Annotated in this window: 25 protein-coding genes; 3 read left to right on the top strand and 22 right to left on the bottom strand. The window is 69.8% G+C overall.

Going from position 1 to position 25,863, the window contains the following annotated elements:
• From ADK54_RS01015 to ADK54_RS00955, 13 genes are all read right to left on the bottom strand, one after another.
• The gene (locus tag ADK54_RS01015) at nt 1-1,317 is read right to left on the bottom strand and encodes a cytochrome P450 (RefSeq protein ID WP_107090434.1); all 1,317 of its coding nucleotides are present in this window, start codon (nt 1,315-1,317) and stop codon (nt 1-3) included.
• 489 nt (nt 1,318-1,806) lie between these two features.
• Nucleotides 1,807-4,635 (bottom strand): DEAD/DEAH box helicase, encoded by a 2,829-nt coding sequence (locus tag ADK54_RS01010; protein WP_053723518.1) that lies wholly within the window; start codon nt 4,633-4,635, stop codon nt 1,807-1,809.
• A gap of 45 nt (nt 4,636-4,680) precedes the next feature.
• Entirely contained in the window at nt 4,681-5,613 is a 933-nt protein-coding gene (locus ADK54_RS01005; RefSeq protein WP_053723517.1) for a diacylglycerol kinase, read from the bottom strand.
• Between the two features lie 37 nt (nt 5,614-5,650).
• On the bottom strand, nt 5,651-6,604 hold the full coding sequence (gene tatC / locus ADK54_RS01000; RefSeq protein WP_053723516.1) for a twin-arginine translocase subunit TatC: 954 nt from the start codon (nt 6,602-6,604) through the stop codon (nt 5,651-5,653).
• Nucleotides 6,605-6,674: 70 nt separating this feature from the next.
• On the bottom strand, nt 6,675-6,953 hold the full coding sequence (gene tatA / locus ADK54_RS00995; RefSeq protein ID WP_053723515.1) for a Sec-independent protein translocase subunit TatA: 279 nt from the start codon (nt 6,951-6,953) through the stop codon (nt 6,675-6,677).
• A 212-nt stretch (nt 6,954-7,165) separates the two neighbouring features.
• On the bottom strand, nt 7,166-7,363 hold the full coding sequence (locus ADK54_RS00990; RefSeq protein WP_053723514.1) for a hypothetical protein: 198 nt from the start codon (nt 7,361-7,363) through the stop codon (nt 7,166-7,168).
• 11 nt (nt 7,364-7,374) lie between these two features.
• Nucleotides 7,375-7,629 (bottom strand): hypothetical protein, encoded by a 255-nt coding sequence (locus tag ADK54_RS00985; protein WP_189962092.1) that lies wholly within the window; start codon nt 7,627-7,629, stop codon nt 7,375-7,377.
• A gap of 15 nt (nt 7,630-7,644) precedes the next feature.
• A complete protein-coding gene (locus ADK54_RS00980; protein ID WP_053723512.1) occupies nt 7,645-8,619 on the bottom strand; it encodes a helix-turn-helix transcriptional regulator in 975 nt (324 codons plus the stop codon).
• A 16-nt stretch (nt 8,620-8,635) separates the two neighbouring features.
• Nucleotides 8,636-9,586, bottom strand: a complete 951-nt coding sequence (locus tag ADK54_RS00975; protein WP_053723511.1) for a helix-turn-helix transcriptional regulator — start codon at nt 9,584-9,586, stop codon at nt 8,636-8,638.
• A 147-nt stretch (nt 9,587-9,733) separates the two neighbouring features.
• Nucleotides 9,734-10,105, bottom strand: coding sequence for an FKBP-type peptidyl-prolyl cis-trans isomerase (locus ADK54_RS00970; RefSeq protein WP_053723510.1), 372 nt, complete (start codon nt 10,103-10,105; stop codon nt 9,734-9,736).
• Nucleotides 10,106-10,145: 40 nt separating this feature from the next.
• The gene (locus ADK54_RS00965; RefSeq protein WP_053723509.1) at nt 10,146-11,156 is read right to left on the bottom strand and encodes an FKBP-type peptidyl-prolyl cis-trans isomerase; all 1,011 of its coding nucleotides are present in this window, start codon (nt 11,154-11,156) and stop codon (nt 10,146-10,148) included.
• Nucleotides 11,157-11,291: 135 nt separating this feature from the next.
• Nucleotides 11,292-12,653 (bottom strand): Pup--protein ligase, encoded by a 1,362-nt coding sequence (pafA, locus tag ADK54_RS00960; protein ID WP_053723508.1) that lies wholly within the window; start codon nt 12,651-12,653, stop codon nt 11,292-11,294.
• 9 nt (nt 12,654-12,662) lie between these two features.
• The gene (locus tag ADK54_RS00955; RefSeq protein ID WP_053723507.1) at nt 12,663-13,922 is read right to left on the bottom strand and encodes an MFS transporter; all 1,260 of its coding nucleotides are present in this window, start codon (nt 13,920-13,922) and stop codon (nt 12,663-12,665) included.
• Nucleotides 13,923-14,097: 175 nt separating this feature from the next.
• On the opposite strand from ADK54_RS00955, the gene ADK54_RS00950 reads away from it, so the two are divergent.
• The gene (locus ADK54_RS00950; protein WP_053723539.1) at nt 14,098-15,120 is read left to right on the top strand and encodes a LacI family DNA-binding transcriptional regulator; all 1,023 of its coding nucleotides are present in this window, start codon (nt 14,098-14,100) and stop codon (nt 15,118-15,120) included.
• A gap of 33 nt (nt 15,121-15,153) precedes the next feature.
• Here ADK54_RS00950 and prcA read toward each other — a convergent pair whose 3' ends face one another.
• From prcA to arc, 6 genes are all read right to left on the bottom strand, one after another.
• Nucleotides 15,154-15,912: a proteasome subunit alpha gene (gene prcA / locus ADK54_RS00945; protein ID WP_053723506.1), complete on the bottom strand. Its 759-nt coding sequence runs from the start codon at nt 15,910-15,912 to the stop codon at nt 15,154-15,156.
• A 55-nt stretch (nt 15,913-15,967) separates the two neighbouring features.
• Complete coding sequence (gene prcB / locus ADK54_RS00940) at nt 15,968-16,813, bottom strand: proteasome subunit beta (protein WP_053723505.1); 846 nt, start codon at nt 16,811-16,813, stop codon at nt 15,968-15,970.
• Nucleotides 16,765-17,376 (bottom strand): endonuclease VII domain-containing protein, encoded by a 612-nt coding sequence (locus ADK54_RS42770; protein WP_078966046.1) that lies wholly within the window; start codon nt 17,374-17,376, stop codon nt 16,765-16,767. Before ADK54_RS42770 ends, prcB begins: the two co-directional genes overlap by 49 nt.
• 44 nt (nt 17,377-17,420) lie before the next feature.
• Complete coding sequence (locus ADK54_RS00935) at nt 17,421-17,639, bottom strand: ubiquitin-like protein Pup (RefSeq protein WP_053723504.1); 219 nt, start codon at nt 17,637-17,639, stop codon at nt 17,421-17,423.
• Nucleotides 17,640-17,759: 120 nt separating this feature from the next.
• Complete coding sequence (gene dop, locus ADK54_RS00930; RefSeq protein ID WP_053723503.1) at nt 17,760-19,271, bottom strand: depupylase/deamidase Dop; 1,512 nt, start codon at nt 19,269-19,271, stop codon at nt 17,760-17,762.
• A 234-nt stretch (nt 19,272-19,505) separates the two neighbouring features.
• Nucleotides 19,506-21,272, bottom strand: a complete 1,767-nt coding sequence (gene arc, locus ADK54_RS00925; protein WP_053723538.1) for a proteasome ATPase — start codon at nt 21,270-21,272, stop codon at nt 19,506-19,508.
• Nucleotides 21,273-21,512: 240 nt separating this feature from the next.
• Here arc and ADK54_RS00920 point away from each other — a divergent pair, with 240 nt between their 5' ends.
• On the top strand, nt 21,513-21,791 hold the full coding sequence (locus ADK54_RS00920) for a ferredoxin (protein WP_053723502.1): 279 nt from the start codon (nt 21,513-21,515) through the stop codon (nt 21,789-21,791).
• Between the two features lie 32 nt (nt 21,792-21,823).
• On the opposite strand, the gene ADK54_RS00915 is transcribed toward ADK54_RS00920, so the two are convergent.
• From ADK54_RS00915 to ADK54_RS00905, 3 genes are all read right to left on the bottom strand, one after another.
• Nucleotides 21,824-22,405, bottom strand: coding sequence for a hypothetical protein (locus tag ADK54_RS00915; protein WP_053723501.1), 582 nt, complete (start codon nt 22,403-22,405; stop codon nt 21,824-21,826).
• A gap of 189 nt (nt 22,406-22,594) precedes the next feature.
• Nucleotides 22,595-23,482, bottom strand: coding sequence for a tRNA (adenine-N1)-methyltransferase (locus tag ADK54_RS00910; RefSeq protein ID WP_053723500.1), 888 nt, complete (start codon nt 23,480-23,482; stop codon nt 22,595-22,597).
• 56 nt (nt 23,483-23,538) lie between these two features.
• A complete protein-coding gene (locus ADK54_RS00905; protein ID WP_420717249.1) occupies nt 23,539-24,885 on the bottom strand; it encodes a site-2 protease family protein in 1,347 nt (448 codons plus the stop codon).
• An 88-nt stretch (nt 24,886-24,973) separates the two neighbouring features.
• On the opposite strand from ADK54_RS00905, the gene ADK54_RS00900 reads away from it, so the two are divergent.
• Entirely contained in the window at nt 24,974-25,831 is an 858-nt protein-coding gene (locus tag ADK54_RS00900; RefSeq protein ID WP_234391866.1) for a RecB family exonuclease, read from the top strand.
• The last annotated feature ends 32 nt before the right edge of the window (nt 25,832-25,863 follow it).

Genomic DNA, 25,863 nt, shown 5'->3' with positions numbered 1-25,863 from the left:
CTACTCCCCCCGCCCCCTCACGAAAGCCGATACCTCTCCCTCCACCTGCAAGGTCAGCCCCGGCACCGGCTTGAGCTCGCCCTGGGCCACCTCGATGTCGAAGCGGCGGGACAGCACCGCCAGGATCAGTACCGCTTCCACCAGCGCGAAGCGGGTGCCCAGGCAGGCTCGGGGGCCGCCGCCGAAGGGGAACCAGGCGTATTCGGGTATCTCCTCGGCGCCTTCCGCCCAGCGCTCGGGGCGGAACTCCTCCGGGTCGCGGAACCAGCGGGCGTCCCGGTGCGTGGCCCATTGGCTGGTCCAGATCCGGGTGCCCGGCGGGATGTGACGGCCGCCCAGCGTCGCGCCTTCCTTCGCGACTGCGGTGAGCAGCCAGATCGTCGGGTAGAGCCTCAGCGTCTCCTTCACCACGGCCTGGGTGTAGGTGAGCGGCGCGTAGTCGTCGTAGCCGGGTTCGCGGTCGCCGAGGACCCGGTCGAGCTCCTCGCGCAGCGCCTTTCGGACTCGCGGGTTGCGGGCCAGGAGGTGCCACGCCCAGACCAGCGTGCTGCTCGTGGTTTCGTGGCCGCCTATGTAGAGGGTGACGGTCTCGTCGCGTATCTCTCGGTCGGAGAGGTGAGCGCCTGTCTCGTCCTGGGCGGCGAGCAGCCGGCTGAGCAGGTCGGGGCGGTCGGTGTCGCCCTTGCGGTGGCGGGCGACGACCCGGCCGACCTCGGCGTCGATGACGGCGGTCGCCTTCTTGATGCGGGCCCGGCCCGGCGTCGGCACCCAGTCCGGCAGCAGCGCGCCGATCCCGCTGAATTCGACGCCGATCTCGTGCTGGGCTATCTCCATGGCCCGCCCGATGGCGTCAGCGTCCGCGGCGGTGTCGACGCCGAAGATGGTGCGCACGGCTATCCGCTGTGTGAGCGCGGACATCTCCCGCTTCACGTCGATGCGCTGCCCGTCTGCCCAGCTGTCCGCGAGGTCCGTCGCGCATGCGGCCATGGTCGCGGCGTACGACCGGACTTGCTTGGGCCGGACCGAGGGCTGGACGAGGGATCTCTTGCGGCGCCAGTCCTTGCCCTTGGCGACCACGACTCCGTTGCCGAGCAGGGTGCGGAAGGAGACTCCGAGGTCGGGCTGGTCGAAGGTGTGCTCGACCTCGGCGAGGAGTTCGCCGATGCATTCCGGGTCGGCGACGAACAGGGAGGTCGTGCGGCCGAATCGCCAGTGCACCAAGTCGCCCCGGTTCCGCAGCTGTTCGAGGAAGGCGAGCGGGTCCTTGCCGAACTGGGGCAGGTTGCCCAGGTACGGCAGGCCGCGCGGGCCCGCCATCACCCGTCGTGGCCCGGTGCGTTCCCGGGCGGTCGCGGCCGCTTCTGTGGTCAAGAGTGACTCCCCTCCCCGGCGGCGCCCGTCAGTTCGTGCGCCGCGTGCCTGCGTCCGGCATGTGAACCCTGCGCGATGTGGACCGCGCAACGTGTGAGTACATGCAATCCGACAGCACCGACACCCCGCCACCCCTGTGGATATCTCCCCCACGGCTCGTCCCCCGGGAGGGGCACGCCGTTTTCCACAGCGCCGGGCGGCCGCCTCTCGCGCCGCACGCCACAAGCCCGGTGAAATCGGCTGACGTGATCTCAACTCGCCTATTCCGCCCGCCCGATAGTTGAGCCATCCGAGGCAGCCGGGCGGAAGTTCGCCGCAGCCCCTTCCCTCACGGAACGAACCGGAAATGGAGCGGCCCAATGGAGTGGCCCCCGCTGGAAACCCGGCGGGGGCCACTCCCGAACCGGCGGTACGGAATCCCGTACCGCCCACCTCTCAGCCGACCGAGCTGTACGCCACGACTCCTCGCAGCAGCGCGTCGACCGCCTTGCGGGCGTTCTTGGCGACCGTGCTGTTCTCGCGCGGCGCGGCGGCCGCGATCTGGCCGAGGACGTCGATGACCTGCTTGCACCAGCGGACGAAGTCGCCCGCGGGCATGTCGGCCTCGCGGAGCACCTCGTCCAGGCCCTTGTCGGAGGCCCACTGGTAGGCGGCCCAGGCGAAGCCGAGGTCGGGCTCGCGCTGGCCCACGCCCTCCGCCTGGTTGATCTTGTGGTCCTCTTCGAGGGCGTCGAGCCGGCCCCAGATCCGCACCATCTCGCCGAGCGCGGCCTTCGCCTTGCCGGAGGGCGTCTTGGGTGCCACGGCGTCGTCGGACTGACGGGCCTCGTACACCAACGCCGATACGCAGGCGGCGAGTTCGGCGGGGCTGAGCCCTTCCCAGACGCCCGCGCGCAGGCATTCGCTGGCCAGCAGGTCGAGTTCGCCGTACAGGCGGGCCAGGCGCTTGCCGTGCTCGGTGACCTCGTCGTCGCGCAGGTAGTCGAGCTCGGTGAGCAGGGCCACGATGCGGTCGAAGGTGCGCGCGATGGTGTTGGTGCGCCCCTCGATGCGCTTCTCCAACTGCTTGGTGTCGCGCTGGAGGCGGTGGTAGCGCTCGGCCCAGCGGGCGTGGTCCTCGCGCTCGTCGCAGCCGTGGCAGGGGTGGGCGCGCAGGGCTGCCCGCAGTCGGGTGATCTCTCGGTCGTCGGCCGCTTCGGAGCGGGCCTTGCGGTGCCGCTCGGGGACGATGTGCCCGGCTTTGGTGCGCAGCGCGGACGCCAGGTCGCGGCGGGACTGGGGCGAGCGCGCGTTGAACGACTTCGGCACGCGCATCCGCTCCAGGGCCTCCACGGGCACCGGGAAGTCCATCGAGGCGAGCCTCTTGACCTGCCGTTCGGCGGTCAGCACGAGCGGGCGGGGCCCGTCGTGCTGCTCGAAGCCGCGGTGGCCGTTGGTGCGCCCGGCGGGGATCCCCGGGTCGAGGACCAGGGCGAGGCCGGCGAACTTGCCGGTCGGCACGTGGATGATGTCGCCCGGCTTGAGCTTCTCCAGGGAGGCCGCTGCGGCCGCCCGGCGCTGGGCGGCGCCGTGCTTGGCGAGTTCGGTCTCGCGGTCCTTGAGGTCGCGCCGCATCCGCGCGTACTCCTCGAAGTCCCCGAGGTGGCAGTGCATGCCCTCCCGGTAGCCCTCCAGGCCCTCTTCGTTGCGCTGGACCTGGCGCGAGATGCCGACGACGGACTTGTCGGCCTGGAACTGCGCGAAGGAGGTTTCCAGGAGCTCGCGCGAGCGGTGCCTGCCGAACTGCTGGACCAGGTTGACGGCCATGTTGTACGAGGGCTTGAAGCTGGAGCGCAGCGGGTAGGTGCGCGTGCCGGCCAGGCCCGCGAGCGCGCCCGGGTCCATGCCGCGCTGCCACAGGACCACGGCGTGGCCTTCGACGTCGATGCCGCGCCGCCCGGCCCGGCCGGTGAGCTGCGTGTACTCGCCGGGTGTGATGTCGGCGTGCTGTTCGCCGTTCCACTTGACGAGCTTTTCCAACACCACTGAGCGCGCGGGCATGTTGATGCCGAGCGCGAGGGTCTCGGTGGCGAAGACGGCCTTCACCAGGCCGCGTACGAACAGCTCTTCCACGACCTCCTTGAAGGTGGGCAGCATGCCCGCGTGGTGGGCGGCGATGCCGCGCTCCAGGCCTTCGAGCCATTCGTAGTAGCCGAGGACGTGCAGGTCCTCGCCGGGGATGGAGGCGGTGCGCTCCTCGACGATTTCACGGACCTGCTGGCGCGCTTCCTCGTCGTTGAGCCTGAGGCCCGCGTACATGCACTGCTGTACGGCGGCCTCGCAGGCGGCGCGGCTGAAGATGAAGGTGATGGCCGGCAACAGGCCTTCGGCGTCGAGCCGTTCGATGACTTCGGGGCGGCCGGGCGTCCAGATCCGGGAGCGCGAGCGGCGCTCCCGCTCGCGGTCGGCCTCGCGGACCATCTTGCCGCGGCGCCGGTCGCGCGGGTTGTACGTCTTCTGGTTCTCCATCCGCGCCATGCGCAGCAGGTCGGGGTTGACCTCGCGCCGGGCGACGCCGCGCCCGCCGTGGTCGGACTCCTCCTCGAAGAGGTCGTACATGCGCCGGCCGGCCATGACGTGCTGCCACAGCGGCACGGGGCGGTGCTCGGAGACGATCACTTCGGTGTCGCCGCGCACGGTGTCCAGCCAGTCGCCGAACTCCTCCGCGTTGGAGACGGTCGCCGACAGCGAGACCAGGGTGACGGACTCCGGGAGGTGGATGATCACCTCTTCCCATACGGCGCCGCGGAAGCGGTCGGAGAGGTAGTGCACCTCGTCCATCACCACGTATCCGAGCCCGAGCAGCGCCTGGGAGCCCGCGTACAGCATGTTGCGGAGCACTTCGGTGGTCATGACGATCACGGGCGCGTCGGCGTTGACGCTGTTGTCGCCGGTCAGCAGGCCGACCTTGTCGGCGCCGTAGCGGCGCGCGAGGTCGGCGTACTTCTGGTTGGACAGCGCCTTGATGGGCGTGGTGTAGAAGCATTTGCGGCCCTGCTGCAGGGCCAGGTGCACGGCGAACTCGCCGACGATGGTCTTGCCGGAGCCGGTGGGGGCCGCGACGAGCACGCCCTTTCCGGCTTCGAGGGCCTGGCAGGCCTCGATCTGGAAGGGGTCCAGATCGAAGTCGTACAGGTCGCGGAAGGGTGCGAGCGCGGTGGCCTGCTCGACGGCGCGGAGCCGGGCAGCTGCGTACGCTTCGGCTGGTGAGAGGTCCTCTGTCATCTTGTCTTCGAGCCTACCCGCCGCCTCTGACAGAGGTCGCGATCTTTATTGGAGGCCGGTACTGACGGCCTTCCGGCCGGGCGCCGGTACGGGTGCCAATACCCGTACGGCGGCGCGTACACACTCCGCGGTGAGCGGGAGCGGACCGAGCCGTTCCCCGTCGGCGTAGCCGGTGATGCCGTCCGCGGCGAGCGTGATCGAGGAGACGCGGTGCGTGGTGACCTTGGGATGGCCGAGGTGGGTGCCCTTGTAGACCCGCGGGAAGACCTTGAGGAGGGTCGCCCGTGAGCAGTCGCCGACGACGGTGACGTCGAAGAGCCCGTCGGTCGGATCGGCGCCGGCGCAGATGCGCATGCCTCCTCCGTAGGAGGACGCGTTTCCGACGGCGACGAGGGTCGCCTCGATCTCGCGGGTCTCGCCGTCGTCGAGCGTGATCTTGTATGGGATCGGCTTGAAGGCGGCCAGTTCGGCGAGCATCGCGAGGTCGTACTTGAAGCGGCCGCTGGGCCACCGCATCCGGTTGCCCCGGTCGTTGACCTTGGAGTCGAAGCCGGAGGCGAGGACGGTGGCGAACCAGCGGTCGCCCGTGCGGCCGAGGTCGATGTCCCGGATGTGCGCGCCTTTGAGGGCCCGAGCCGCGAGTTCTCCCGCTCGGGCCGGGTCACGTATGGGCAGGCCGAGGGCGCGGGCGAAGTCGTTGCCGGTGCCCGCTGCGACGACGCCGAGCGGTGTCCTGGTCCCGGCGACGGCCTGGAGGGCGAGGTTGACCATGCCGTCGCCGCCGACGGTGATGAGCGCTCCGGTGCCGCCATCGACGGCCTCGCGGGCCCGGCGCAGCGCGTCGTCGGCGTCCTCGCCGAGCACGGTGCGTACGGAGAATCCGGCGGCTCGCAACGCGGAAGCGGCCGGTTGCGCGGCGTGCGCGCCCCGGCCGCGTCCGGCGGTGGGATTGACGAAGAGGGTGATCTCGCTGGTCACCCGCCGGACCCTACAAGGTCCGGCGTTCCCGTCAAGGTCAGGTGATGTCGTCGTACCCGTTGAGCTTGCTGGAGCGACCGCCGTCGGCCTGCTCGGGCACGGCCGGGGCCGCGCTCACGGGTTCGACCGTGCCGACGTCCTCGGGGGTGAGGTCGAGTTCGGAGGCCTCGTCGTCGTCGGGTTCGGCGTCGGCGCGCTCCCTGCGGCGCTTGTCGTTCATCAGCGAGATGCCGACGGCGACGAAGTAGAGGCCGACGATCGGAGTGGCGAGCGAGAGCATGGAGACCGGGTCGACGGTCGGCGTCGCGAAGGCCGCGAAGACCGTCACACCCATGATCATGCCGCGCCACCAGCCCAGCATGCGGCGGCCGGTGAGAATGCCGCTGAAGTTGAGCATGACCAGGAACAGCGGCAGCTCGAAGGAGAGGCCGAAGACGATGATCATGCGGGTGACGAGGTCGATGAGCTCGTTCAGCGGCAAGAGGTTGGCTACCCCTGCCGGGGTAAAGTCCAGGAGCACCCTGGCCGCTGCGGGCAGCACGTTGTACGAGAACCAGCCGCCGGCCACGAATAGCGGGAAGCCCGCCGCTACGAAGCTCAGCGAGTATCGCTTCTCGTGTTTGTGCAGGCCGGGCGAGACGAACGCCCACAGCTGGTAGAGCCAGACCGGGCTGGCTGCGACGACGCCCGCGACCATCGACACCTTGATCATCAGCGTGAACGGCCCCATGAGGCCGGACATGGTGATGTTGCCGCAGGTGCCACCGTCCTTCTTGGTGAGCTCGGTGAACGGCACCGTGCAGTCCACGGCTTCCTTGATCGGCCGCGTGATCAGCTCAGCGATGTCCTTGTAGTAGAACGCCGCCACTATGGCGCAGACCAGGATCGCCAACACCGACTTCGCGAGCCGGTTGCGCAGCTCGCGAAGGTGGTCCGAGAGCGGCATCCGCCCCTCGGGGTCCCTCTGTTGTTTGCGGGCAGACTTGAGCAACCCACGTCCTCATCTCGTGCGGCAGGTCACTTTGGTCACAGAGGTGAACAGCGCCTGCTTCGGCCCGGTGTCAGCGCTGCGTGGTGTCCGTCGGCTCGGTCACCGGACGGGCGCTGCTCACGTCGCCGGGCGCGGACTGGATCGTGCGCTGGGCCGGCGGCTGCTCGGCCGGCGGGTCGGCCGGAGCGGGCTGCTGCCCTTCGGACTTCATGGCCTTGGCCTCGCTCTTGAGGATGCGGGCCGACTTGCCGAGCGACCGCGCCATGTCCGGGAGCTTCTTCGCGCCGAACAGCAGGACGACGACGATGAGGATGAGAATGATCTCGGGGGCGCCGAGCCTTCCGAACATAAGCGTTTACCTTCTCACCGAGGCTGCAGGGTAGGGGGCTGCTGGAGGGCAGCCGGACTGGTGTCCGACCGCCTTACGTGCAGCGATCGTAACGCGCAGGGGTAAACGCTGGGCAATCCCCGTGCGTACGCCCGTTTGCGGACCGGGCCTCGCTACCTGGGCCGCGTTGTGCAGCGTACCGCCCCGAAACGGGCGACATCAGAGCGGACCGGTCACCTCAGCGTTTCCCCGGCGCCCGCGAGGTCGACGGCGGCGCGCTCCAGGTCCTCGGCCGCACGGTTGATCTTCCTTGTGGTGTCGGCCACTTGGCGGCCGAGCCGCTGCGCCTCGACGAAAACGTTGACGGCGAGGACGCCGAGCACGGCGATCCCGAGGAACCCGAGGGCGATGGCGGTCATCGGCCAGAACATGGATGCGGACCCTAGACGGTGGAGTGGAGGCGGAGGGTGCGGACGCCGCCGCCAGTGAGGAGTTCGATGATGCGCTCCCCGGCCGGCTTGCGGACGGCCGAGCCGCACTCGGGACAGGTGAAGGAGTAGAACGTGGTGCGGCGGCTGGCTCCGATGGCGAGGCGGAGCGCGGCCGCGCCGAGTTCGAAGCGGGCGCGGCACTCCGGGCAGGCCGCCTTGAAGAGGACCGGGATCACGGGACGGGAAATACCGGGCAATACCGACATGTTCCGCAATTCTCCTCAGCTCTGGTGGTCGAGCGCGGGCGGTTCCTCATAGCCGGCCAGCGCCTCGCGGGCCGCGCGCCGGGCGCTCTCGGCGAGGTCGTCCGGCGAGACGATCCGGCCGTCCTGACCGAGGCGCAGCGCCAGGCGCCGCAGCGATGCGGGGTCGGGCGTGCGCAGCGTGATCCGCAGGCCGCCGTCGGGGAGCTCCTCGGCGCTGTCGTGCGGGTAGTACTCCGCGACCCAGCGGCCGCCGGGGCCGACCTCGACGACGACCTCGGGGTCCTCGGCGGACGGCTGGACGAGCCCCTCCGACAGGTCGCGCAGCTCCAGCTCGGGCGGCGCGGAGGCCTCGTCGAGCAGGCGGATCTCGGCGACCCGGTCGAGGCGGAAGGTGCGCCGGGCCTCGGAGAGCCGGCACCACGCCTCCATGTAGGTGTGGCCGACGGCGAAGAGCCGGATCGGGTCGACCTCGCGCTCGGTGAGCTCGTCGCGGGCCGGTGAGTAGTACTTCACCCACAGCCGGCGGCGCTCGGAGATCGCCCGGTCGACCTCGGCGAAGACGCCGCCCTCGGACTCGAAGGTGACCGAGAGCCGGGAGCTGGCGCCGGCGGCTTCGCCGGCCGCGGCCTCCAGCTTGGCGGTGGCGCGCAGCAGCGCCTGCCGGTCGCCCTCGCGCAGGCCGGGCAGCGTGGAGACGGCCCGCGCGGCCACGAGCAGCGCGGTCGCCTCGTCGGCGGCGAGCCGGAGCGGGGCCGCGACGTCGTCCGGGTTGTGCCACCAGATGCGGTCGCCGTCGGTGTCGATGTCCAGGAGGTCGCCGCCTCGGAAGCTCGTGCCGCACATGGGCAGCACGTCGAGGTCGGAGATCAGTTCGTCCTCGGTGATGCCGAAGGCGCGGGCGACGTCCGCGACGTGGGCACCGGGGCGCTCACGCAGATAGGTCACCAGCGACAGCATCCGCCGCGTCTGGTCGATGGCGTTCGCAGCCATGGTCGTACGGTCCCCCTCAGCCCTTGGCCACGGCGCGCAGCCGTTCCATCACGTCGGCCCGCAGATCGGCGGGCTCCAGCACGACCACGTCGGGGCCGAATTCCACGAGGTGGGCGTCCAGCCCGTGCCCGTACGGAATCTCCAACTCGTCCCACCCGTCGCCGAGTTCCCGCGTCGAGGTGGCCCGTGAGCGCAGCGGGTAGCCGGCTCCGGCGCGCAGCCGGATCCTGGCCGAGCGGGTCGCGGTCTCCCCCGCCCAGCTCTCGACCGTCTCGCGCACGGTGACGACGTCGGGCACCGGCGCGGTGAAGGCGGCCGCGCGGGAGCGGACCCGGCCGGAGATGCGGCTGAGCCGGAACACCCGCTCGGCACCCCGGTCGCGGTCCCAGCCGGCCAGGTACCAGTGGCCGCGCCAGCACTCTAGGCCCCAGGGCTCGACGTGCCGGGCCTCGGGGCGTACGGCGGTGACCTTGCGGTAGTCGAAGACGACCGGGCGCCGGTCACGGCAGGCCAGCATCAACGGCTCGAAGGCCGTCTCATGGACCGGGATGCGCGGCTCGATGGCGCTGTGCTCATACGGATTGTCGGCTTCCGGCATGCCGGCGGCGCGCAGCTTCTGGAGCGCTCCGCTGGCCGCGCCCGCGAGCCGGGCCTGCTGCCAGACGCGGGCGGCGAGCCCGAGGGCCGCGGCCTCCTCGGCGTCGAGCTGGACCGGCGGCAGGCGGTTGCTGTCGCGGCGGGCGAGGTAGCCGGTCTCGCCGTCGAGGTTCTCGACGGTCTCGATGACGAGGCCGAGTTCCCGCAGATCGTCCTTGTCCCGCTCGAACATCCGGTTGAAGGAGTCGTCGGACCCGGCTTCGAGATAGGCCTCGATGGACTCGCGCAGCTCCCGCTTGCTGAGTGCGCGCCGTGTCCCGAGCAGACACAGCGCCAGGTTCATCAGCCGCTCGGCCTTGGCAATCGCCATCGATGCCCTACGCCCTCTCTCGTTGTGCGCTACGACCGTTGACCGTACCGCCCCCGGCTGTCCGGGCAAAAGCCGAGGGCCCATGCCAGCAGGCACGGGCCCTCGGTCTGATCAGCTCCGATCACTCGGGACTGATCGAGGTGCGTCTCAGACGGAGACCAGGTCGCAGACGAAGATCAGCGTCTCGCCCGGGGCGATGGCGCTGCCGGCGCCGCGGTCGCCGTAGGCGAGGTGGGCCGGGATGGTCAGCCGGCGGCGACCGCCGACCTTCATGCCCTGGATGCCCTGGTCCCAGCCGGAGATGACCTGGCCGGCACCCAGCTTGAACTCCAGCGGGTTGCCGCGGTTCCAGGAGGCGTCGAACTCCTCGCCGGTGGAGAAGGCCACGCCGACGTAGTGGACCTTGACGAAGTCGCCGGCCTTGGCGACGGCGCCGTCGCCCTCCCAGATCTCCTTGATCTCCAGGTCCGCCGGCGGCTGACCCTCGGGGAAGTCGATCTCGGGCTTGTCGATGCTCACGTAATGCTCCTACTTATCGCTATGGGCAACCCGGACAGTCTTACACTGCTCCGAGGATGTCCACGACGAAGACCAGGGTCGAGTTGGCCGGGATGTCCGCACCCTGGGCCTTGTCCTTGTAGCCCTGCTCCGGCGGGATGACCAGCAGGACACGGCTGCCGACCTTCTTGCCGACGAGACCCTTGTCCCAGCCCTCGATGACCTGGCCCTGACCGATCGTGGTCGAGAACGGGGCGCCGGTCTTCCAGGACGTGTCGAACAGCTTCGCCTGCGGCAGTCCCTCGTTGGGCTTCCAGGTGGCCCCGCTGTACTGCATGTAGACGGTCTGGCCGCTCTTGACCTCGGCGCCCTTGCCCTCGATGAGGACCTGGTCGACGAGCTTCTTCGGCGGGTCGTTCTTCGGGACCGTGATCGTGGCCGCCTCGTCCTTGTCCGCCTTGATCTGCGGCAGGTCGGACGGGATGGCGGCCTGGGTGCCCTCGACCTTCTTCGGCATCACGCTGTCGACGTCGAGGACGAAGACCAGGTTGTCGGTGCCGGAGACGCCGAGCTCCTGCTTGCCCGCGGCGCCGAACGCGGCGGACGGCGGGGCGACGACCAGGACGCGGGCGCCGACCTTCTGGCCGAGCACCGCCTCGCTGAACGCGGGGATGTAGGTCTGCGAGCCGGCCGGGATGACCTGGGGCACGCCGTCCTTGTCGTAGGAACCGGCGAGGTCCTTGCCGCTCTTCCAGATCTTCCCGGTGTACTTCGTCACCGCGAGGTCGTCCTTCTTGACCTCGGGGCCGGTGCCCGCGGTCAGCGTCTTGACGACGAACTTCCCGCTCGGGTCGCCCTTGGGGATGGTGATCGTGGGCTTCTTGCCCAGGTCGCCCGCGACGGTGGGCATCGGCGAGGCGTCGGACACCGGCTTGGGAGCGGCGGGCTGGGACGCCTGGTCGGAGGGGGAGGCGGACGCGTCCTTCTTCTTCGCCGAGTCGTCACCTCCTCCGCAGGCCGCGGTGAGCATCAGGGCCGGCACGATGAGCGCGGCAGCAAGTCGGCGTCGCACAGTGGTCCTCGGGGTAGCTGGAACGGTCGGAGCCGCCACTCTACGGCCCCACTCCCGTACCACAAGGGTCCGGCATGCCCGGGGGCCCCGCACGCAACAGCGCACGGGGCCCCGGTCACGACCACTGATGCCGTCTCACATACCGGCGATCAGCTTCTCCACCCGGTCGTCCACCGACCGGAACGGGTCCTTGCACAACACGGTGCGCTGCGCCTGGTCGTTGAGCTTCAGGTGCACCCAGTCGACGGTGAAGTCCCGGCGCTGCTCCTGGGCACGGCGGATGAAGTCGCCGCGCAGGCGGGCCCTGGTGGTCTGCGGGGGCACCGACTTGCCCTCGAAGATCTTCAGGTCGTTGCAGATCCTGGCCGCCTGGCCCTTGCGCTCCAGGAGGTAGTACAGGCCCCGCCGGCGGTGGATGTCGTGGTAGGCGAGGTCTATCTGCGCGACGCGCGGGTGCGACATGGTCATGTTGTTCTTGGCCCGGTACCGCTCGATGAGCTTGTACTTCATGACCCAGTCGATCTCGGTGCCGATCCGGTCGAGGTCCTCGGCCTCGATCGCGTCCAGGGTGCGGCCCCACAGTTCGAGGACCTGGTCGACGGTGCCGGTGCGGATGCCGCGGCGCTCCACGAAGTCCACGGCCTTCTCGTAGTACTCGCGCTGCACTTCGAGGGCGGAGGCCTCGCGCCCGCTGGCCAGGCGCACCTTGCGCTGGCCCGTGATGTCGTGCGAGACCTCGCGGATGGCCCGGATCGGGTTCTCCAGCGTGAGGTCGCGCATCACCGTACCGGCTTCGATCATGCGCAGGACGAGGTCGGTGGCGCCGACCTTCAACAGCATGGTCGTCTCGGACATGTTGGAGTCGCCGACGATGACGTGCAGGCGCCGGTAGCGCTCGGCGTCCGCGTGCGGCTCGTCCCGGGTGTTGATGATGGGACGCGAGCGGGTGGTGGCGGAGCTGACGCCCTCCCAGATGTGTTCGGCGCGCTGGCTGACGCAGTAGACCGCGCCGCGCGGGGTCTGCAGCACCTTGCCGGCGCCGCAGATCAACTGGCGGGTGACGAGGAACGGAATGAGGATGTCCGCGAGCCGGGAGAACTCTCCGTGCCGGGCGACGAGATAGTTCTCGTGGCATCCGTAGGAGTTTCCCGCCGAGTCGGTGTTGTTCTTGAAGAGATAGACGTCGCCCGCGATTCCCTCCTCGTGCAGGCGGCGTTCGGCGTCGACGAGCAGGCCTTCGAGAATGCGCTCGCCGGCTTTGTCGTGGGTGACCAGTTCGGTCACGTTGTCGCATTCGGGAGTTGCGTATTCCGGATGCGATCCCACGTCCAGGTAGAGGCGGGCGCCGTTCCGCAGAAAGACGTTGCTGCTGCGGCCCCATGACACAACACGGCGGAAGAGGTAGCGCGCCACTTCGTCAGGAGACAGTCGGCGCTGTCCCCTGAACGTGCACGTGACGCCGTACTCGTTCTCCAGCCCGAAAATGCGGCGGTCCATGAGTGAACATTACGCCTGATGGCCTGAGCTGAAACCGGGTTCGACGGCACGGTTTCGATCATTTTCGTCAACTCCGGCGACATCCGGCCGACGCCCGGGAGCTGCCAGGACGCGCTGGGTGGCGAGGAGTACGACGAGGGCCGCGAGGCCGCCGCCGCCCGCGACCGCGAAACTGGCGCCCGTTCCGCCGAGTTCGACCGCCGGGCCCGCGGCCGCCGTGCCGAGCGCGGTGCCGACGCCGAACGCCGTCACCAGCCAGGAGAAGGCCTCGGTGACCGTGCCGCGCGGGGCGTGCCGGTCGACGACGATGAACGCGCAGGCGATGGACGGCGCGAGGAAGAGGCCGGAGACGACGGTGAGCGCGGCCATCGCGGGCACGCCGGGGACCAGCGTCAATGGCAGGTAGCCGACCGCGAGCAGCGCGACCAGAATCCGCAGCCGCTTCTCGGGGGCGCCGCTCCACTGCCGGGCCCCGTAGACGAGCCCGCCGAGCAGCGCGCCGAGTCCGTTGGCGGCCATCAGCCAGCCGTAGATCGTGTCGCTGCCGTGGTCGTCGGCGTAGGCGGACGCGGCGACGATGATGGCGCCGAGCGCGAGGCCGACGAAGAAGAACGAGCCGAGCAGCGCGAGGAGTCCGGGCGAGCGCAGCGCGCCGAGCCAGTGCGCCTCGCGGGGCGCCGAACGCCAGGTCCTGGACGGCTCGGAGAGTACGACGCTGAGCGCGCCGAGCACCCCGAGCGCGTTGATGAGCAGCAGCGCGGTGGCGGGCGACCAGAGCGCGATGGACACGGTGACGAGCAGCGGGCCGACCGTGAACATCACCTCCTGGGCTATCGCGTCCATGGCGTACGCGGTGTGCACCTGGTCCTCGCGCTTGAGGACGCTGGGCCACAGGGCGCGCAGACCGCCCTCCAGGGGCGGAGTGGCGAGCCCGGCGACGAGGACGGCCGCATACGCGACGGCCACCGGCTCGATGCCGACGACGGCGAGCAGGACCATGCCGAGGGCCGCGAGGACGGAGGCGGGGAGCATCACGCGCGGCTGTCCGTACAGGTCGACGGCGCGCCCGAGCAGCGGCTGGCCGACGGCCGTGGCCAGGCCGTAGACGGCGGTCAGCGCGCCCGCGAGGGAGTAGCTGCCGCCCTCGGCCCGTACGAAGAAGACGACCGCGATCGCGGCGGTCGCGTTCGGCAGCCGGCCGGTGAGCGTGCCCGCGAGCAGCCGCGCGGCGTGCCGGGTCCGAAGGATCTCCGCGTATCCCGCCGCCATGGCCACTCCTCACGTGTTACGTATAACTTCCGAGGTCATACGTACCATGTGGCAAGCCCGCGGGTCTACCCCGTGCCCGCCGACCAGCCGCCCTGGAGGACCCGTGACCAGCCCGGACATCCCGCAACCCACGCCGGTGGCGGCCCGCGCGGGGGTGCGCGCCGCCCGCGCCGCGATGTCCGGCCGGCCGGCCGGGTCCCGGCCCACCAGCCGGGACGTGGCGAGCGCGGCGGGCGTCTCGCAGGCCACCGTCTCGCTGGTCCTGGGCGACAAGTGGCGGGGCCGCGTCTCGGAGCGGACCGCGGGCCTGGTCAGGGAGGCCGCGCGGGAGCTCGGCTACCGCCCCAACCTGGCCGCCCGCAGCCTGCGGCTCGGCCGCACCAGGACGGCGCTGCTCGTCGTGCCCGCCATGACCAGCGAGTTCTTCGCCCAGGTCTACGCGGGCGCGGCCAAGGTCGCCGCCGAGCACGGCTTCGGCGTGGTGCTCTACCCCTCCCCCGAGGGCATCGGGCCAGCCCGCGACCCCTTCGACTCCGCGCGCACCGCGCTCGACGGGGTCATCGCCTCCTCGATGGCGGCGGGCGCGCTCGCCTCGATCCGCGGCAGCGACCTGCCGCTGGTCATGCTCGACAGCGACCCCGACGAGCCCGGGCCCGCGGCCCACGTCAACCTCGACATCGCCGACGGCGTACGGCGCCTGACGGAGCATCTGCTCGGGCTCGGCCACCGCCGATTCGTCCACGTCGCGGCCGACGTGGACTCCTGGACGTTCGTCGTCCGCGCCCGCGCGCTGGCGGACTCGCTCGCCGGGGTGCCGGGCTCCGAACTGCGTACGGTCCGAGCAGCGCTCGGCGTGGACTCCGGGCGGGAGGCCGCCGAGCAGGCCCTGCGCGCCGCCGGCCCACGCCCGACGGCGCTGGTCTGCGACGACGACTTCCTGGCCGCGGGCGCCTGCAAGGCGTCCCACCGGCTCGGCCTTCGCATCCCCGACGACGTGTCGGTCACCGGGTTCGACGGCCTCACCCTCGCCACCGCCCTTGAGCCGGAGCTCACCACGCTCGCGCTGCCCGCCGAGCAGGTCGGCGCCCGCGGCATGGCCGCGCTGCTCGCCGTCCTGGAGGGGCGCCCGCCCGAGACCGGGGACCTGCCCGTCTCACTGGTGGTACGGGGCTCAACGGCCGCGCCCCGGCCCGCCTGAGGCGGAACCGGGGCGCGTGAGGCAGCGGGGGGACTACTCGTCCTCCGCCTCCTCCAGGTCCGAAGGGGCCTCGGTGGGCTCCGTCTTGGCCACATCCGCCTGGAGCAGCCGGGAGAGCTGACGGCCGACGATGCGCTTGAACTTCCGCTGCTGCGGCCGCGTCCGGTCGAGGACCGCGACCTCAAGTCGCTCGGCGGGGATCTCCCGGTCGGCGCCGTTCGTCTGGTTCGACAAGGCCTGCACGGCCAGCTTCAGCGCCTCGGCGAGCGACATGCCGTCCTGGTGGCGCTGGTCCAGGAACGTGCTGATCTGTTCGGCGTTGCCGCCGACCGCGACCGAGCCGTGCTCGTCCACGATCGAACCGTCGTGCGGCAGCCGGTAGATCTGGTCCTCTTCGGGCGTGCTGCCGACCTCGGCGACGACCAGCTCCACCTCGTACGGCTTCTCGCCGACACTGGAGAAGATGGTGCCCAGGGTCTGCGCGTAGACGTTGGCGAGCCCACGGGCCGTCACGTCGTCGCGGTCGTAGGTGTATCCGCGCAGATCCGCGTAACGGACGCCGCCGATGCGGAGGTTCTCGTACTCGTTGTACTTGCCGGCGGCCGCGAAGCCGATCCGGTCGTAGATCTCGCTGAACTTGTGCAGCGCGCGGGACGGGTTCTCACCGACGAACACGATGCCGTCGGCGTACTGGATCACGACCAGGCTGCGGCCGCGGGCGATGCCCTTGCGGGCGTACTCCGCACGGTCGGCCATGGCCTGCTGGGGTGAGACATAGAACGGGGTCGACACCGGCTAACCGTCCCTTTCTGTCAGTGGCGAAGTCATCTCGGGGCCCGCTCGGGCCTCAGAGGAGGGAGGCCCGCGGGCCGTCGGGCTGCTCCAGCCGCCGTTCCAGGATGGTGCGGGCGAGCTCGGAGGACTCCGCCTCGGTGAGCCTGCGGAAGCCGTCCTCGGTGATGACGGTGACGATCGGGAAGATCCGGCGCGCCATGTCCGGGCCGCCGGTCGCCGAGTCGTCGTCGGCGGCGTCGTAGAGCGCCTGGATGACGAGCGTGGTCGTCTCCTGCTCCGTCAGATCGTCGCGGTAGAGCTTCTTCATGGAGCCCCGGGCGAAGATCGAGCCGGAGCCGGTGGCGGCGAAGCCGTGCTCCTCGGACCGGCCGCCGGTGACGTCGTAGGAGAAGATCCGGCCCTTCTCGCGGTCCACGTCGTAGCCCGCGAAGAGCGGGACCACGGCGAGGCCCTGCATGGCCATGCCCAGGTTGCTGCGGATCATCGTGGAGAGCCGGTTGGCCTTGCCCTCCAGGGAGAGCGTGGCGCCTTCGACCTTCTCGAAGTGCTCCAGCTCCAGCTGGAAGAGCTTGACCATCTCGACCGCGAGGCCGGCGGTGCCGGCGATGCCGACCGCCGAGTACTCGTCAGCCGGGAAGACCTTCTCGATGTCGCGCTGGGCGATCATGTTGCCCATCGTGGCCCGCCGGTCGCCGGCCAGGACGACCCCGCCGGGGAACGTCGCCGCGACGATCGTCGTGCCGTGCGGCGCTTCGATGTGACCCTGCACGGGCGGCAGGGCGCGCTTGCCGGGCAGCATCTCCGGCGAGTGCTCGGACAGGAAGTCCATGAATGAGGAGGAGCCAGGCGTCAGGAAGGCAGCTGGTAGACGCCCGGTGCCACGAGTGTTGGCTTCCACGAGTTTCCTTCCAAGTAGGCGGCAGCGCGACGGACGGTGTCGGGATCGTCTCCCAACTTGCCGATGGCCGAATTGCAGTTGAAGCAGAGTACGCCTCGGACCTTACCCGTCTTGTGGCAGTGATCCACATGTGCGGCCGGAGCAGACAGACATATGCAGCAGACGCCCCCTTGAGAGGCAATCAACCCGTCGCGTTCGGCTTCCGTGATGCCGTACTGGCGCTTGAGGTGGTCCTGCCGCCCGCGCTCGGCCCTGCACGCTTTGCAGCGGGTCGACAGACCATCCGATGCGGTCGCATTGCGATGCCATTCACTGTGAGGTTTGACCTCGCCACACGTCCGACAGAGCTTGTGCCCGGCCGGGACATCCACCTGTTCCCGAACCGGCTTGCCCATGGCCTCCCGGCGACGCCGGTAGTGCGTGGCGCTGTACTCCGCCACGCACTCCCGGCAGTGCACCTGCAGGCCGTCACGCCGATTCTTGTCCCTCGTGAATGCAGCAAGAGGCCGATCTCGCGTGCATTTCCTGCATTGCTTTGCGTTCGATTCGCCAGCCACCCTCATCCCCCGCCATCTTCGATTCGAAGGGCAAAGTGGCCCGATAGCCTTTACTGTCCACCTTTTTGCACGAATGAGCGCACGAAGTCCTCGGCGTTTTCCTCGAGCACGTCGTCGATTTCATCCAGCACAGAGTCGACGTCGTCCGACAACTTCTCCTGCCGCTCCTTGAGGTCCTCCGAAGCCTGCGCGTCCTGCACCTGCTCCTCGACCTCCTCGGTGGAGCGCGTCGCCTTCTGCTGGCCGCCGCCGGTGTCCTTGGTCGCCATCTACCTCACCCCGCTCGGTTCGATGTCCTTGATCAGACCCTACAAGCAGGGTCTGTCATCGGCCCCGCACTTCGTGGAACGTGCGGGGCCTACCTCTGTGTTTCCCACACCTGCGGCCTTTCAGCCGCCTGAGAGCACCCGCACCAGATCTTCGGCCGTGCGGCACCGGTCGAGCAGCGCCTTCACGTGATTACGCGTTCCGCGTAGGGGTTCCAGGGTTGGCACCCGCTGCAGCGAGTCACGGCCCGGCAGGTCGAAGATCACCGAGTCCCAGGAGGCCGCCGCGACGTCGTCCGCGTACTGCTCCAGACAGCGGCCGCGGAAATACGCCCTGGTGTCCTCCGGGGGCTTGGTCTGCGCCCGCAGGACGCCGGGATCGTCCAGGAGGCGCTTCATCTTGCCGCGGGCCACCAGACGGTTGTAGAGCCCCTTCTCGGGCCGGACGTCCGCGTACTGGAGGTCCACCAGGTGCAGCCGGGCCGCGTCCCAGTCGAGGCCGTCGCGGCGCCGGTAGCCCTCCATCAGCTCGCGCTTGGCGATCCAGTCGAGCTCGCCCGACAGGCTCATCGGGTCGTTCTCCAGCCGGTTCAGGACGTCCTCCCAGCGGACCAGGACGTCCTTGGTCTGCTCGTCGGCGTCCGCCCCGAACCGCTCCTCGACGTACTTGCGCGCCAGCTCGAAGTACTCCATCTGCAGCTGGACGGCCGTCAGCGTGCGGCCGCTGCGGAGCGTGACCAGGTGTTGCAGGGTGGGGTCGTGCGAGACCTGGTGGAGGGTGCGGACCGGCTGGTCCACGGCCAGGTCGACGTTGATGAACCCTTCCTCGATCATGGACAGGACCAGCGAGGTCGTGCCCAGCTTGAGGTACGTCGAGATCTCCGAGAGGTTCGCGTCGCCGATGATGACGTGCAGGCGGCGGTACTTCTCGGCGTCCGCGTGGGGCTCGTCGCGGGTGTTGATGATCGGGCGCTTGAGGGTCGTCTCCAGGCCGACCTCGACCTCGAAGTAGTCGGCACGCTGGCTGATCTGGAAGCCGTGCTCGTGGCCGTCCTGGCCGATGCCCACCCGTCCGGCGCCGGTGATGACCTGGCGCGAGACGAAGAACGGGGTCAGGTGGCGCACGATGTCCGAGAAGGCGGTCTCCCGCTTCATCAGGTAGTTCTCGTGCGTGCCGTACGAGGCGCCCTTGTTGTCGGTGTTGTTCTTGTACAGGTGGATCGGCTGGGCGCCGGGGAGTTGGGCCGCGCGCTCGGCCGCCTCGGCCATGATGCGCTCGCCGGCCTTGTCCCACAGGACGGCGTCGCGCGGGTTGGTGACCTCGGGTGAGCTGTACTCGGGGTGCGCGTGGTCGACGTAAAGCCGCGCCCCGTTGGTGAGGATGACGTTGGCGAGGCCGATGTCCTCGTCGGTCAACTGGCTTGAGTCTGCGGCCTCGCGGGCGAGGTCGAAGCCGCGGGCGTCCCGCAGCGGGTTCTCCTCCTCGAAGTCCCAGCGGGCGCGGCGCGCCCGGTGCATCGCCGCCGCGTAGGCGTTGACGATCTGGGACGAGGTGAGCATGGCATTGGCGTTGGGGTGGCCGGGGACGGAGATCCCGTACTCCGTCTCGATGCCCATTACTCGCCGTACGGTCATGCGGCCCTCCTTGCCCGGCGGCGCTCCCCCGCGGGAGCGGCGCTCAAGTACCGCTGGTTCTCCGGTGCGTGTGCGGTGCCCGTCCCCGCACTGCGCGACTCGGCGGTACCGAAGAGCCTAGAACGCCTTTGCGCTGGTGGGGAGATCAATTCCGTCATTGCTGTTGCCCTGCTTGTGGCCTGAAAAGCAGTCGGCTGCGGATGCCCGCCCGGGCACCCGCAGCCGGCCTGCCTTTTACAGGTACTGACCGGTGTTGGCCACCGTGTCGATGGAGCGTCCGGTGTCCGCGCCCTGCTTTCCGGTGACGAGGGTGCGGATGAATACGATCCGCTCGCCCTTCTTTCCGGAAATCCTGGCCCAGTCGTCCGGGTTGGTGGTGTTCGGCAGGTCCTCGTTCTCCTTGAACTCGTCCACGCAAGCCTGGAGGAGGTGGGAGATCCGAAGGCCCTTCTGGTTCTGGTCGAGGAAGGCCTTGATGGCCATCTTCTTGGCCCGGTCCACGATGTTCTGGATCATGGCGCCGGAGTTGAAGTCCTTGAAGTACAGGACTTCCTTGTCACCGTTGGCGTAGGTGACTTCGAGGAAGCGGTTCTCCTCGGTCTCCGCGTACATCTGCTCCACCACGGACTGGATCATCGCGTGGGTGGTGCCGTCCGCGTCCCCGCCGTGTTCGGCGAGGTCGTCGGCGTGCAGCGGCAGCGAGGAGCGGAGGTACTTGGCGAAGATGTCCTTGGCCGCCTCCGCGTCCGGACGCTCGATCTTGATCTTCACGTCGAGCCGGCCGGGCCGCAGGATCGCGGGGTCGATCATGTCCTCGCGGTTGGAGGCGCCGATGACGATGACGTTCTCCAGGCCCTCCACACCGTCGATCTCGGCGAGCAGCTGCGGGACGATGGTGTTCTCCACGTCCGAGCTGACGCCGGATCCGCGGGTGCGGAAGAGGGATTCCATCTCGTCGAAGAAGACGATGACGGGGGTGCCCTCGCTCGCCTTCTCCCGCGCACGCTGGAAGACGAGGCGGATGTGCCGCTCGGTCTCGCCGACGTACTTGTTGAGGAGCTCGGGGCCCTTGATGTTGAGGAAGTAGCTCTTCCCCGCGGGCTGGCCGGTCACCTCGGCGACCTTCTTGGCAAGGGAGTTGGCGACCGCCTTGGCGATCAGCGTCTTGCCGCATCCCGGCGGGCCGTAGAGCAGGATGCCCTTCGGCGGCCGCAGTTCGTGCTCCTTGAAGAGGTCGGGATAGAGGTAGGGGAGTTCGACCGCGTCGCGGATCAGCTCGATCTGGTTGCCCAGTCCGCCGATCTTGTCGTAGTCGACGTCCGGGACCTCTTCGAGGACGAGTTCCTCGACCTCGCTCTTCGGCACCACTTCGTAGACGTAGCCGGACCTGGGTTCCAGCAGGAGCGCATCGCCAGGGCGGATGGTGATGTCCAGGAGCGGCTCGGCGAGCCTCACCACCCGTTCCTCGTCGGTGTGCCCGACCACCAGGGCGCGCTCGCCGTCCTCGAGGATCTCCTTGAGGGTGACGATGTCCCCGGCGCGCTCGAACTCCATGGCCTCGACCACGTTGAGTGCTTCGTTGAGCATGACTTCCTGGCCGCGCCTCAGGTCGTCGAGCTCGACGCTGGGGCTGACGTTCACCCGGAGCTTGCGGCCCCCGGTGAAGATGTCGGCGGTGCCGTCCTCGTTGGACTGCAGGAAGACTCCGAAGCCGGCCGGCGGCTGCGCGAGCCGGTCGACCTCCTCCTTGAGGGCCACGATCTGGTCGCGGGCCTCGCGGAGCGTGTTGGCGAGCCGCTCGTTCTGCGCGGACACGCCCGCCAGACTGGTCTGCAGCTCGACGATCCGCTCTTCGAGAATCCTCGTATGACGCGGCGAGTCGGCGAGCTTACGTCGCAGGACGGCGATTTCCTGCTCTAGATAGGCAACCTGGCCGGCTGGGTCCTCAGACCCCCGCCCGGGCCGGATGCCGCGGTTGATGTCGTCGTCGTGGGCTGCCACGGTCCTCACCTCCTCCAAGGGGAGCTGGACGCTTCCTGACCCTACCTGGGCTGGTGGTGATTGAAACCCCTAGATCACAAAGACTCTGAGGTGTGTCTGATCTTCACCCTTGCGCTCTCCCTCACGCCAGGGGAATACCCACCCATCAACATCGGAAAGCGGGCGGTTGTTATCGTCGATGGCGTCAACACCCGTCAGGGCTGGCACCGATTGATTCACTCGCGCAGGAACGGCAGGCACATGAACGAGGCGCTCGAAGTCTGGATCGACCAGGACCTGTGCACCGGCGACGGCATCTGCGTCCAGTACGCCCCCGAGGTCTTCGAGCTGGACATCGACGGGCTTGCGTATGTGAAGAGTTCCGAGGACGAGTTGCTGCAGGCGCCCGGGGCCACAACACCCGTACCGCTGCCGCTGCTCCAGGACGTCGTGGACTCCGCCAAGGAGTGCCCGGGCGACTGCATTCACGTACGCCGGGTTTCGGACAGCGTCGAGGTGTACGGTCCCGACGCGGAGTGATCGGAGGGTGACCCGGTGCTACACGGGGTCGCTCAGACGCCCGTCGCGGCGGCGCCGGTCGAGCGGACGAACTTGCCGCCCTGCCAGCGCCACTTGACCTCCTGGCGTACATCCGGCTCGAAGCGGGGCACGTCGTCGGAGGAGTAGCCGAGCAGGGTCGCCGCCACCGCCCCGTCCCGTACGTCGAAGTCGGCGACGGTCTGCTTCCCCTTGGGGTCCAGCAGCGTCGCCACCACGCGCGGCGGAGCCCCCTTCACGACCGGCTTCGTCAGGACGTAGATGCCGCTGGGCGGGGTGCCTCCGCCGGCGTTGCAGTGCACGACCGCGACGGTCTCGGGGACGCCGTCGCCGTCGAGGTCGCCCGAGGCCTTCTTCTCCACCACTGTGCCGATGCTCCCGCAGTCGAGCGGGAAGGTGACCGCGCCCGCGTCGGGGGCGGCCGCAGTCGTGAGGGGGGTGGTGCTTCGCTCGCCGGGTGCCTGGGAGGCCTTGGCGGCGTCCGGCTGCAGGAAGCCCGCGATCGCGACCACGGCGGCCATCGCGGTCGCGGTGGCGATCCAGTGCACGGGGCGGGCGTGGGTGTGCGCGAGCTCAGGGACGGCGGCAGTCTGCACGCGGGAGGTCTCCTGTGAAGGGCGGTGCGAGTGGTGGGGGTGGCCAGCATCGTGCCACACGTCACAGGTGGGCGGAATACCGGGGCAACAGGCTCAACGTAAAGGCGCCGCCGCCGAGTTCCCGTGTCGGTCCGGGAACTCGGCGGCGGCGCCGGTTCGTTGTACGAGGCTCAGCCCCTGAACTGGAAGTCAGTCCTTGTTGGGGCCCTCGTAGTCGTCGCCGTACGCGCCCTTGGCGGGGCGGCGGCGGCGCATCGGCGGTTCCACGCCGTCCGCGAGGCGGCGGGCGGTCACCAGGAAGCCGGTGTGGCCGATCATCCGGTGGTCCGGGCGGACGGCCAGGCCCTCGACGTGCCAGTTGCGGATCATCGATTCCCAGGGCTGCGGCTCGGCGAAGCAGCCGATCTCGCGGATGGACTCGACGGTGCGCGAGAGCTGGGTGGTGGTGGCCACGTAGCAGCACAGGATGCCGCCGGGGACGAGCGCCTTGGAGACGGCGTCCAGGCACTCCCAGGGGGCGAGCATGTCCAGGATCACGCGGTCGACGTCGGTGTCCGACAGGTTGTCCTGGAGGTCGCCGACGGTGAGCTGCCAGGCGGGGTGCGGTCCGCCGAAGTAGCGCTCCACGTTCTGCGTGGCGATCTCGGCGAAGTCCTCGCGGCGCTCGTAGGAGTGCAGCATTCCGTGGTCGCCGATGGCGCGCAGCAGGAAGGCGCTCAGCGAGCCCGAGCCGACCCCGGCCTCGACGACGCGGGCGCCGGCGAAGATGTCGGCGAAGGCCAGGATCTGCCCCGCGTCCTTGGGGTAGACCACGGCGGCGCCGCGGGGCATGGACAGGACGAAGTCGGGGAGCAGGGGGCGCAGCGCGAGGTAGGCGACGTTTCCCGTGGTTCGGACAACACTGCCCTCGGGAGCACCGATCAGCTCGTCGTGCGGGAAGGAACCCTTGTGGGTGTGGAAATTCTTCCCGGCTTCGAGCGTGAACGTGTAGTGGCGTCCCTTGGGGTCGGTGAGCTGGACCTGGTCCCCGACCTTGAAGGGCCCGCGACGGCGGGCGGCACCGGTCGGTTCGGACATACGACCAGAGTACCGGCCGTACGGGGCCGCGAACGCCACGCCGACGGCGCCCGGTGTCAGGAGCCGGGCCGCGCCATGGCGGCGACGAAGGCCTTCTCCACGTCGGCCGCGGACAGCACTCCGTAGATCTCGCCGGTCTCCTCGACGACGAGGTACTCGGTGGCGGGGGTGGCCCGGAGCAGGTCGAGCAGTGGCTCTCCGGCGAGTTCGGCCGGGACGCGCATGCCGTCGGTGAGGTCCTGGGCGAGGCCGCTGACGGCGACCCAGGGACGGCGGTGTTCGGGGACGCCGACGATGGCCGCCTCGCGGACGAGGCCGGTCGGGTCGCCGTGCCCGTCGACGACGACCAGGGCGCGGGCGCCCGCCTCGTTGGCGCGGCGCAGCGCCTCGGAGAGCGGGGTGGTGGACTCGACAGGCACGGCGCGCCGGGTGAGGGTGCGGGCGCGCAGCTCGGGGAGGTGTTCGCGCAGCCGGGCCATGCGCAGGCTGTTGCCGGCGCCGGTCCAGATGATCGCGGCGAGGATGGCGGCGAGCAGCGCGTCGGTGACGGTGTCCATGCCGCTGACCTCGTCGGGGGAGTTGCCGAGCACCCCGGTCTGGGTGAGCAGCGGCAGGCCGATGAGGACGGTGACGGCGAGCGCGCGGCCAACCCAGGCGGCGGCGATGGTGCCGCTCATGGGCTTGCCGGTGATCTTCCAGACGACGGCGCGGAGCATGCGGCCGCCGTCCAGGGGCAGGCCGGGCAGCAGGTTGAAGCCGGCCACGATCAGGTTGGAGATCATCAGGCCGGCCAGGAGCACGCCGGGCACGGTGCCGGGCTCGACGGCCTTCATGCCGAGGTAGAAGACGCCGGACAGGACCAGCGAGAGCAGCGGGCCGACGAAGGCGAGGACGAACTCGCGGCCCGGGGTCTCGGTCTCCTTCTCGATCTCGGAGACTCCGCCGAAGAACTGGAGCTGGATGCGGCGCACCGGCAGTTTGAAGCGGAGCGCGGCGACGGTGTGGGCGAGTTCGTGAACCAGTACGGAGGCGTAGAAGGCCACGGCGAAGAAGAGCGACACGAGGTAGCGGGCGGCGCCGAGTTCGGGCAGGACCCGGTCGAGCTGGCCGCCGAAGACCCAGGTGATCAGAGCTGCGACCAGGAACCAGCTGGGGGCGACGTAGACGGGCACTCCGAAGGGGCGGCCCATCAGGATTCCGCCGCCGGGTCCGGAGCGGGGCTGCTTGCCGTTGCCTGGGCCCGGTCCCGGGGTGTTGCCGTCCACGCCGGACTGCGGCCGTCCGCGCTCGCCGCTCTCGCCGCTGTCTTCCACGGGTTCCCTTCGTCGGTACGATGCCTGCTCCGGGGAAACTGCCCCGGAGCCCCGGCCGGACTCGCCTCGTCCGCCGAATGTTCGCTGCATGGTGCGATGCCACGATCATGCAGGGTGAGGGCGCCTGTCGTCGATGGTATTCCGCTCGCTGTCAGTGGCGGGTCGTAGGGTCTGTGTCATGAGTACGAGCACCGGTGGGGCCGCGGCCGCACAGCAGCCAACGTCGCTGTCGCCGTCGCGGGCGAACGACTTCATGCAGTGCCCCTTGCTGTACCGGTTCCGGGTGATCGACCGGCTGCCCGAGAAGCCGAGCGAGGCGGCCACGCGCGGCACGCTGGTGCACGCCGTTCTGGAGCGGCTCTTCGACGACCCGGCTGCCGAGCGCACCGCGCCGCGCGCCAAGTCGATGATCCCGGGGCAGTGGGACCGGCTGCTCGAATCGAAGCCGGAGCTGACCGAGCTGTTCGCCGAGGACACCGGGGGCGAGCGGCTCACCAAGTGGCTGGGCGAGGCCGAGCGCCTGGTGGAGCGGTGGTTCTCGCTGGAGGATCCGACGCGCCTGGAGCCGGTGGAGCGGGAGTTCTTCGTCGAGACCGAGCTGGATTCGGGGCTGCGCCTGCGCGGGGTCATCGACCGGGTGGACGTGGCGCCCACCGGCGAGGTGCGGATCGTCGACTACAAGACGGGCAAGGCCCCGCGGCCGGAGTACGCGGAGGGCGCGCTCTTCCAGATGAAGTTCTACGCCCTGGTGGTGTGGCGGCTGAAGCAGGTCGTGCCGCGCCGGCTCCAGCTGGTCTACCTGGGCAGCGGCGACATGCTGACGTACGACCCGGTCGAGGCCGATCTCGTCCAGGTGGAGCGGAAGCTGCACGCGCTGTGGGAAGCGATCCGGCTCGCCACCGAGACGGGCGACTGGAGGCCCCGGCCCACCAAGCTGTGCGGCTGGTGCGACCACCAGGCGGTCTGTCCGGAATTCGGTGGGACTCCCCCGGTATACCCGTTGTCCATCACCCCGGCGCCGGAGTCGGCAGGCTGAGTCCCAGCGGCGGTCGTCGGCCCGGGACGTCC

It is taken from the genome of Streptomyces sp. WM6378, from assembly GCF_001279695.1.
GTDB lineage: Bacteria > Actinomycetota > Actinomycetes > Streptomycetales > Streptomycetaceae > Streptomyces.
The sequence above is the reverse complement of the archived record's forward strand: the minus strand, read 5'-3'. Positions and strand labels throughout refer to the sequence as shown.

Excerpts from the sequence above, each read along its gene's own strand:
- ADK54_RS00920 (WP_053723502.1), top strand. The coding sequence starts at position 21,513 with ATGAACGAGGCGCTCGAAGTCTGGATCGACCAGGACCTGTGCACCGGC.
- dop (WP_053723503.1), bottom strand. The coding sequence starts at position 19,271 with ATGACCGTACGGCGAGTAATGGGCATCGAGACGGAGTACGGGATCTCC.
- ADK54_RS00905 (WP_420717249.1), bottom strand. The coding sequence starts at position 24,885 with ATGCAGCGAACATTCGGCGGACGAGGCGAGTCCGGCCGGGGCTCCGGG.
- ADK54_RS00975 (WP_053723511.1), bottom strand. The coding sequence starts at position 9,586 with ATGGCGATTGCCAAGGCCGAGCGGCTGATGAACCTGGCGCTGTGTCTG.
- ADK54_RS00950 (WP_053723539.1), top strand. The coding sequence starts at position 14,098 with ATGTCCGGCCGGCCGGCCGGGTCCCGGCCCACCAGCCGGGACGTGGCG.
- ADK54_RS00985 (WP_189962092.1), bottom strand. The coding sequence starts at position 7,629 with ATGTCGGTATTGCCCGGTATTTCCCGTCCCGTGATCCCGGTCCTCTTC.
- ADK54_RS00910 (WP_053723500.1), bottom strand. The coding sequence starts at position 23,482 with ATGTCCGAACCGACCGGTGCCGCCCGCCGTCGCGGGCCCTTCAAGGTC.
- ADK54_RS00990 (WP_053723514.1), bottom strand. The coding sequence starts at position 7,363 with ATGTTCTGGCCGATGACCGCCATCGCCCTCGGGTTCCTCGGGATCGCC.
- ADK54_RS00900 (WP_234391866.1), top strand. The coding sequence starts at position 24,974 with ATGAGTACGAGCACCGGTGGGGCCGCGGCCGCACAGCAGCCAACGTCG.
- ADK54_RS00935 (WP_053723504.1), bottom strand. The coding sequence starts at position 17,639 with ATGGCGACCAAGGACACCGGCGGCGGCCAGCAGAAGGCGACGCGCTCC.
- tatA (WP_053723515.1), bottom strand. The coding sequence starts at position 6,953 with ATGTTCGGAAGGCTCGGCGCCCCCGAGATCATTCTCATCCTCATCGTC.
- ADK54_RS42770 (WP_078966046.1), bottom strand. The coding sequence starts at position 17,376 with ATGAGGGTGGCTGGCGAATCGAACGCAAAGCAATGCAGGAAATGCACG.
- ADK54_RS00955 (WP_053723507.1), bottom strand. The coding sequence starts at position 13,922 with ATGGCGGCGGGATACGCGGAGATCCTTCGGACCCGGCACGCCGCGCGG.
- ADK54_RS01015 (WP_107090434.1), bottom strand. The coding sequence starts at position 1,317 with ATGGCGGGCCCGCGCGGCCTGCCGTACCTGGGCAACCTGCCCCAGTTC.
- ADK54_RS01010 (WP_053723518.1), bottom strand. The coding sequence starts at position 4,635 with ATGACAGAGGACCTCTCACCAGCCGAAGCGTACGCAGCTGCCCGGCTC.
- pafA (WP_053723508.1), bottom strand. The coding sequence starts at position 12,653 with ATGGACCGCCGCATTTTCGGGCTGGAGAACGAGTACGGCGTCACGTGC.
- ADK54_RS00980 (WP_053723512.1), bottom strand. The coding sequence starts at position 8,619 with ATGGCTGCGAACGCCATCGACCAGACGCGGCGGATGCTGTCGCTGGTG.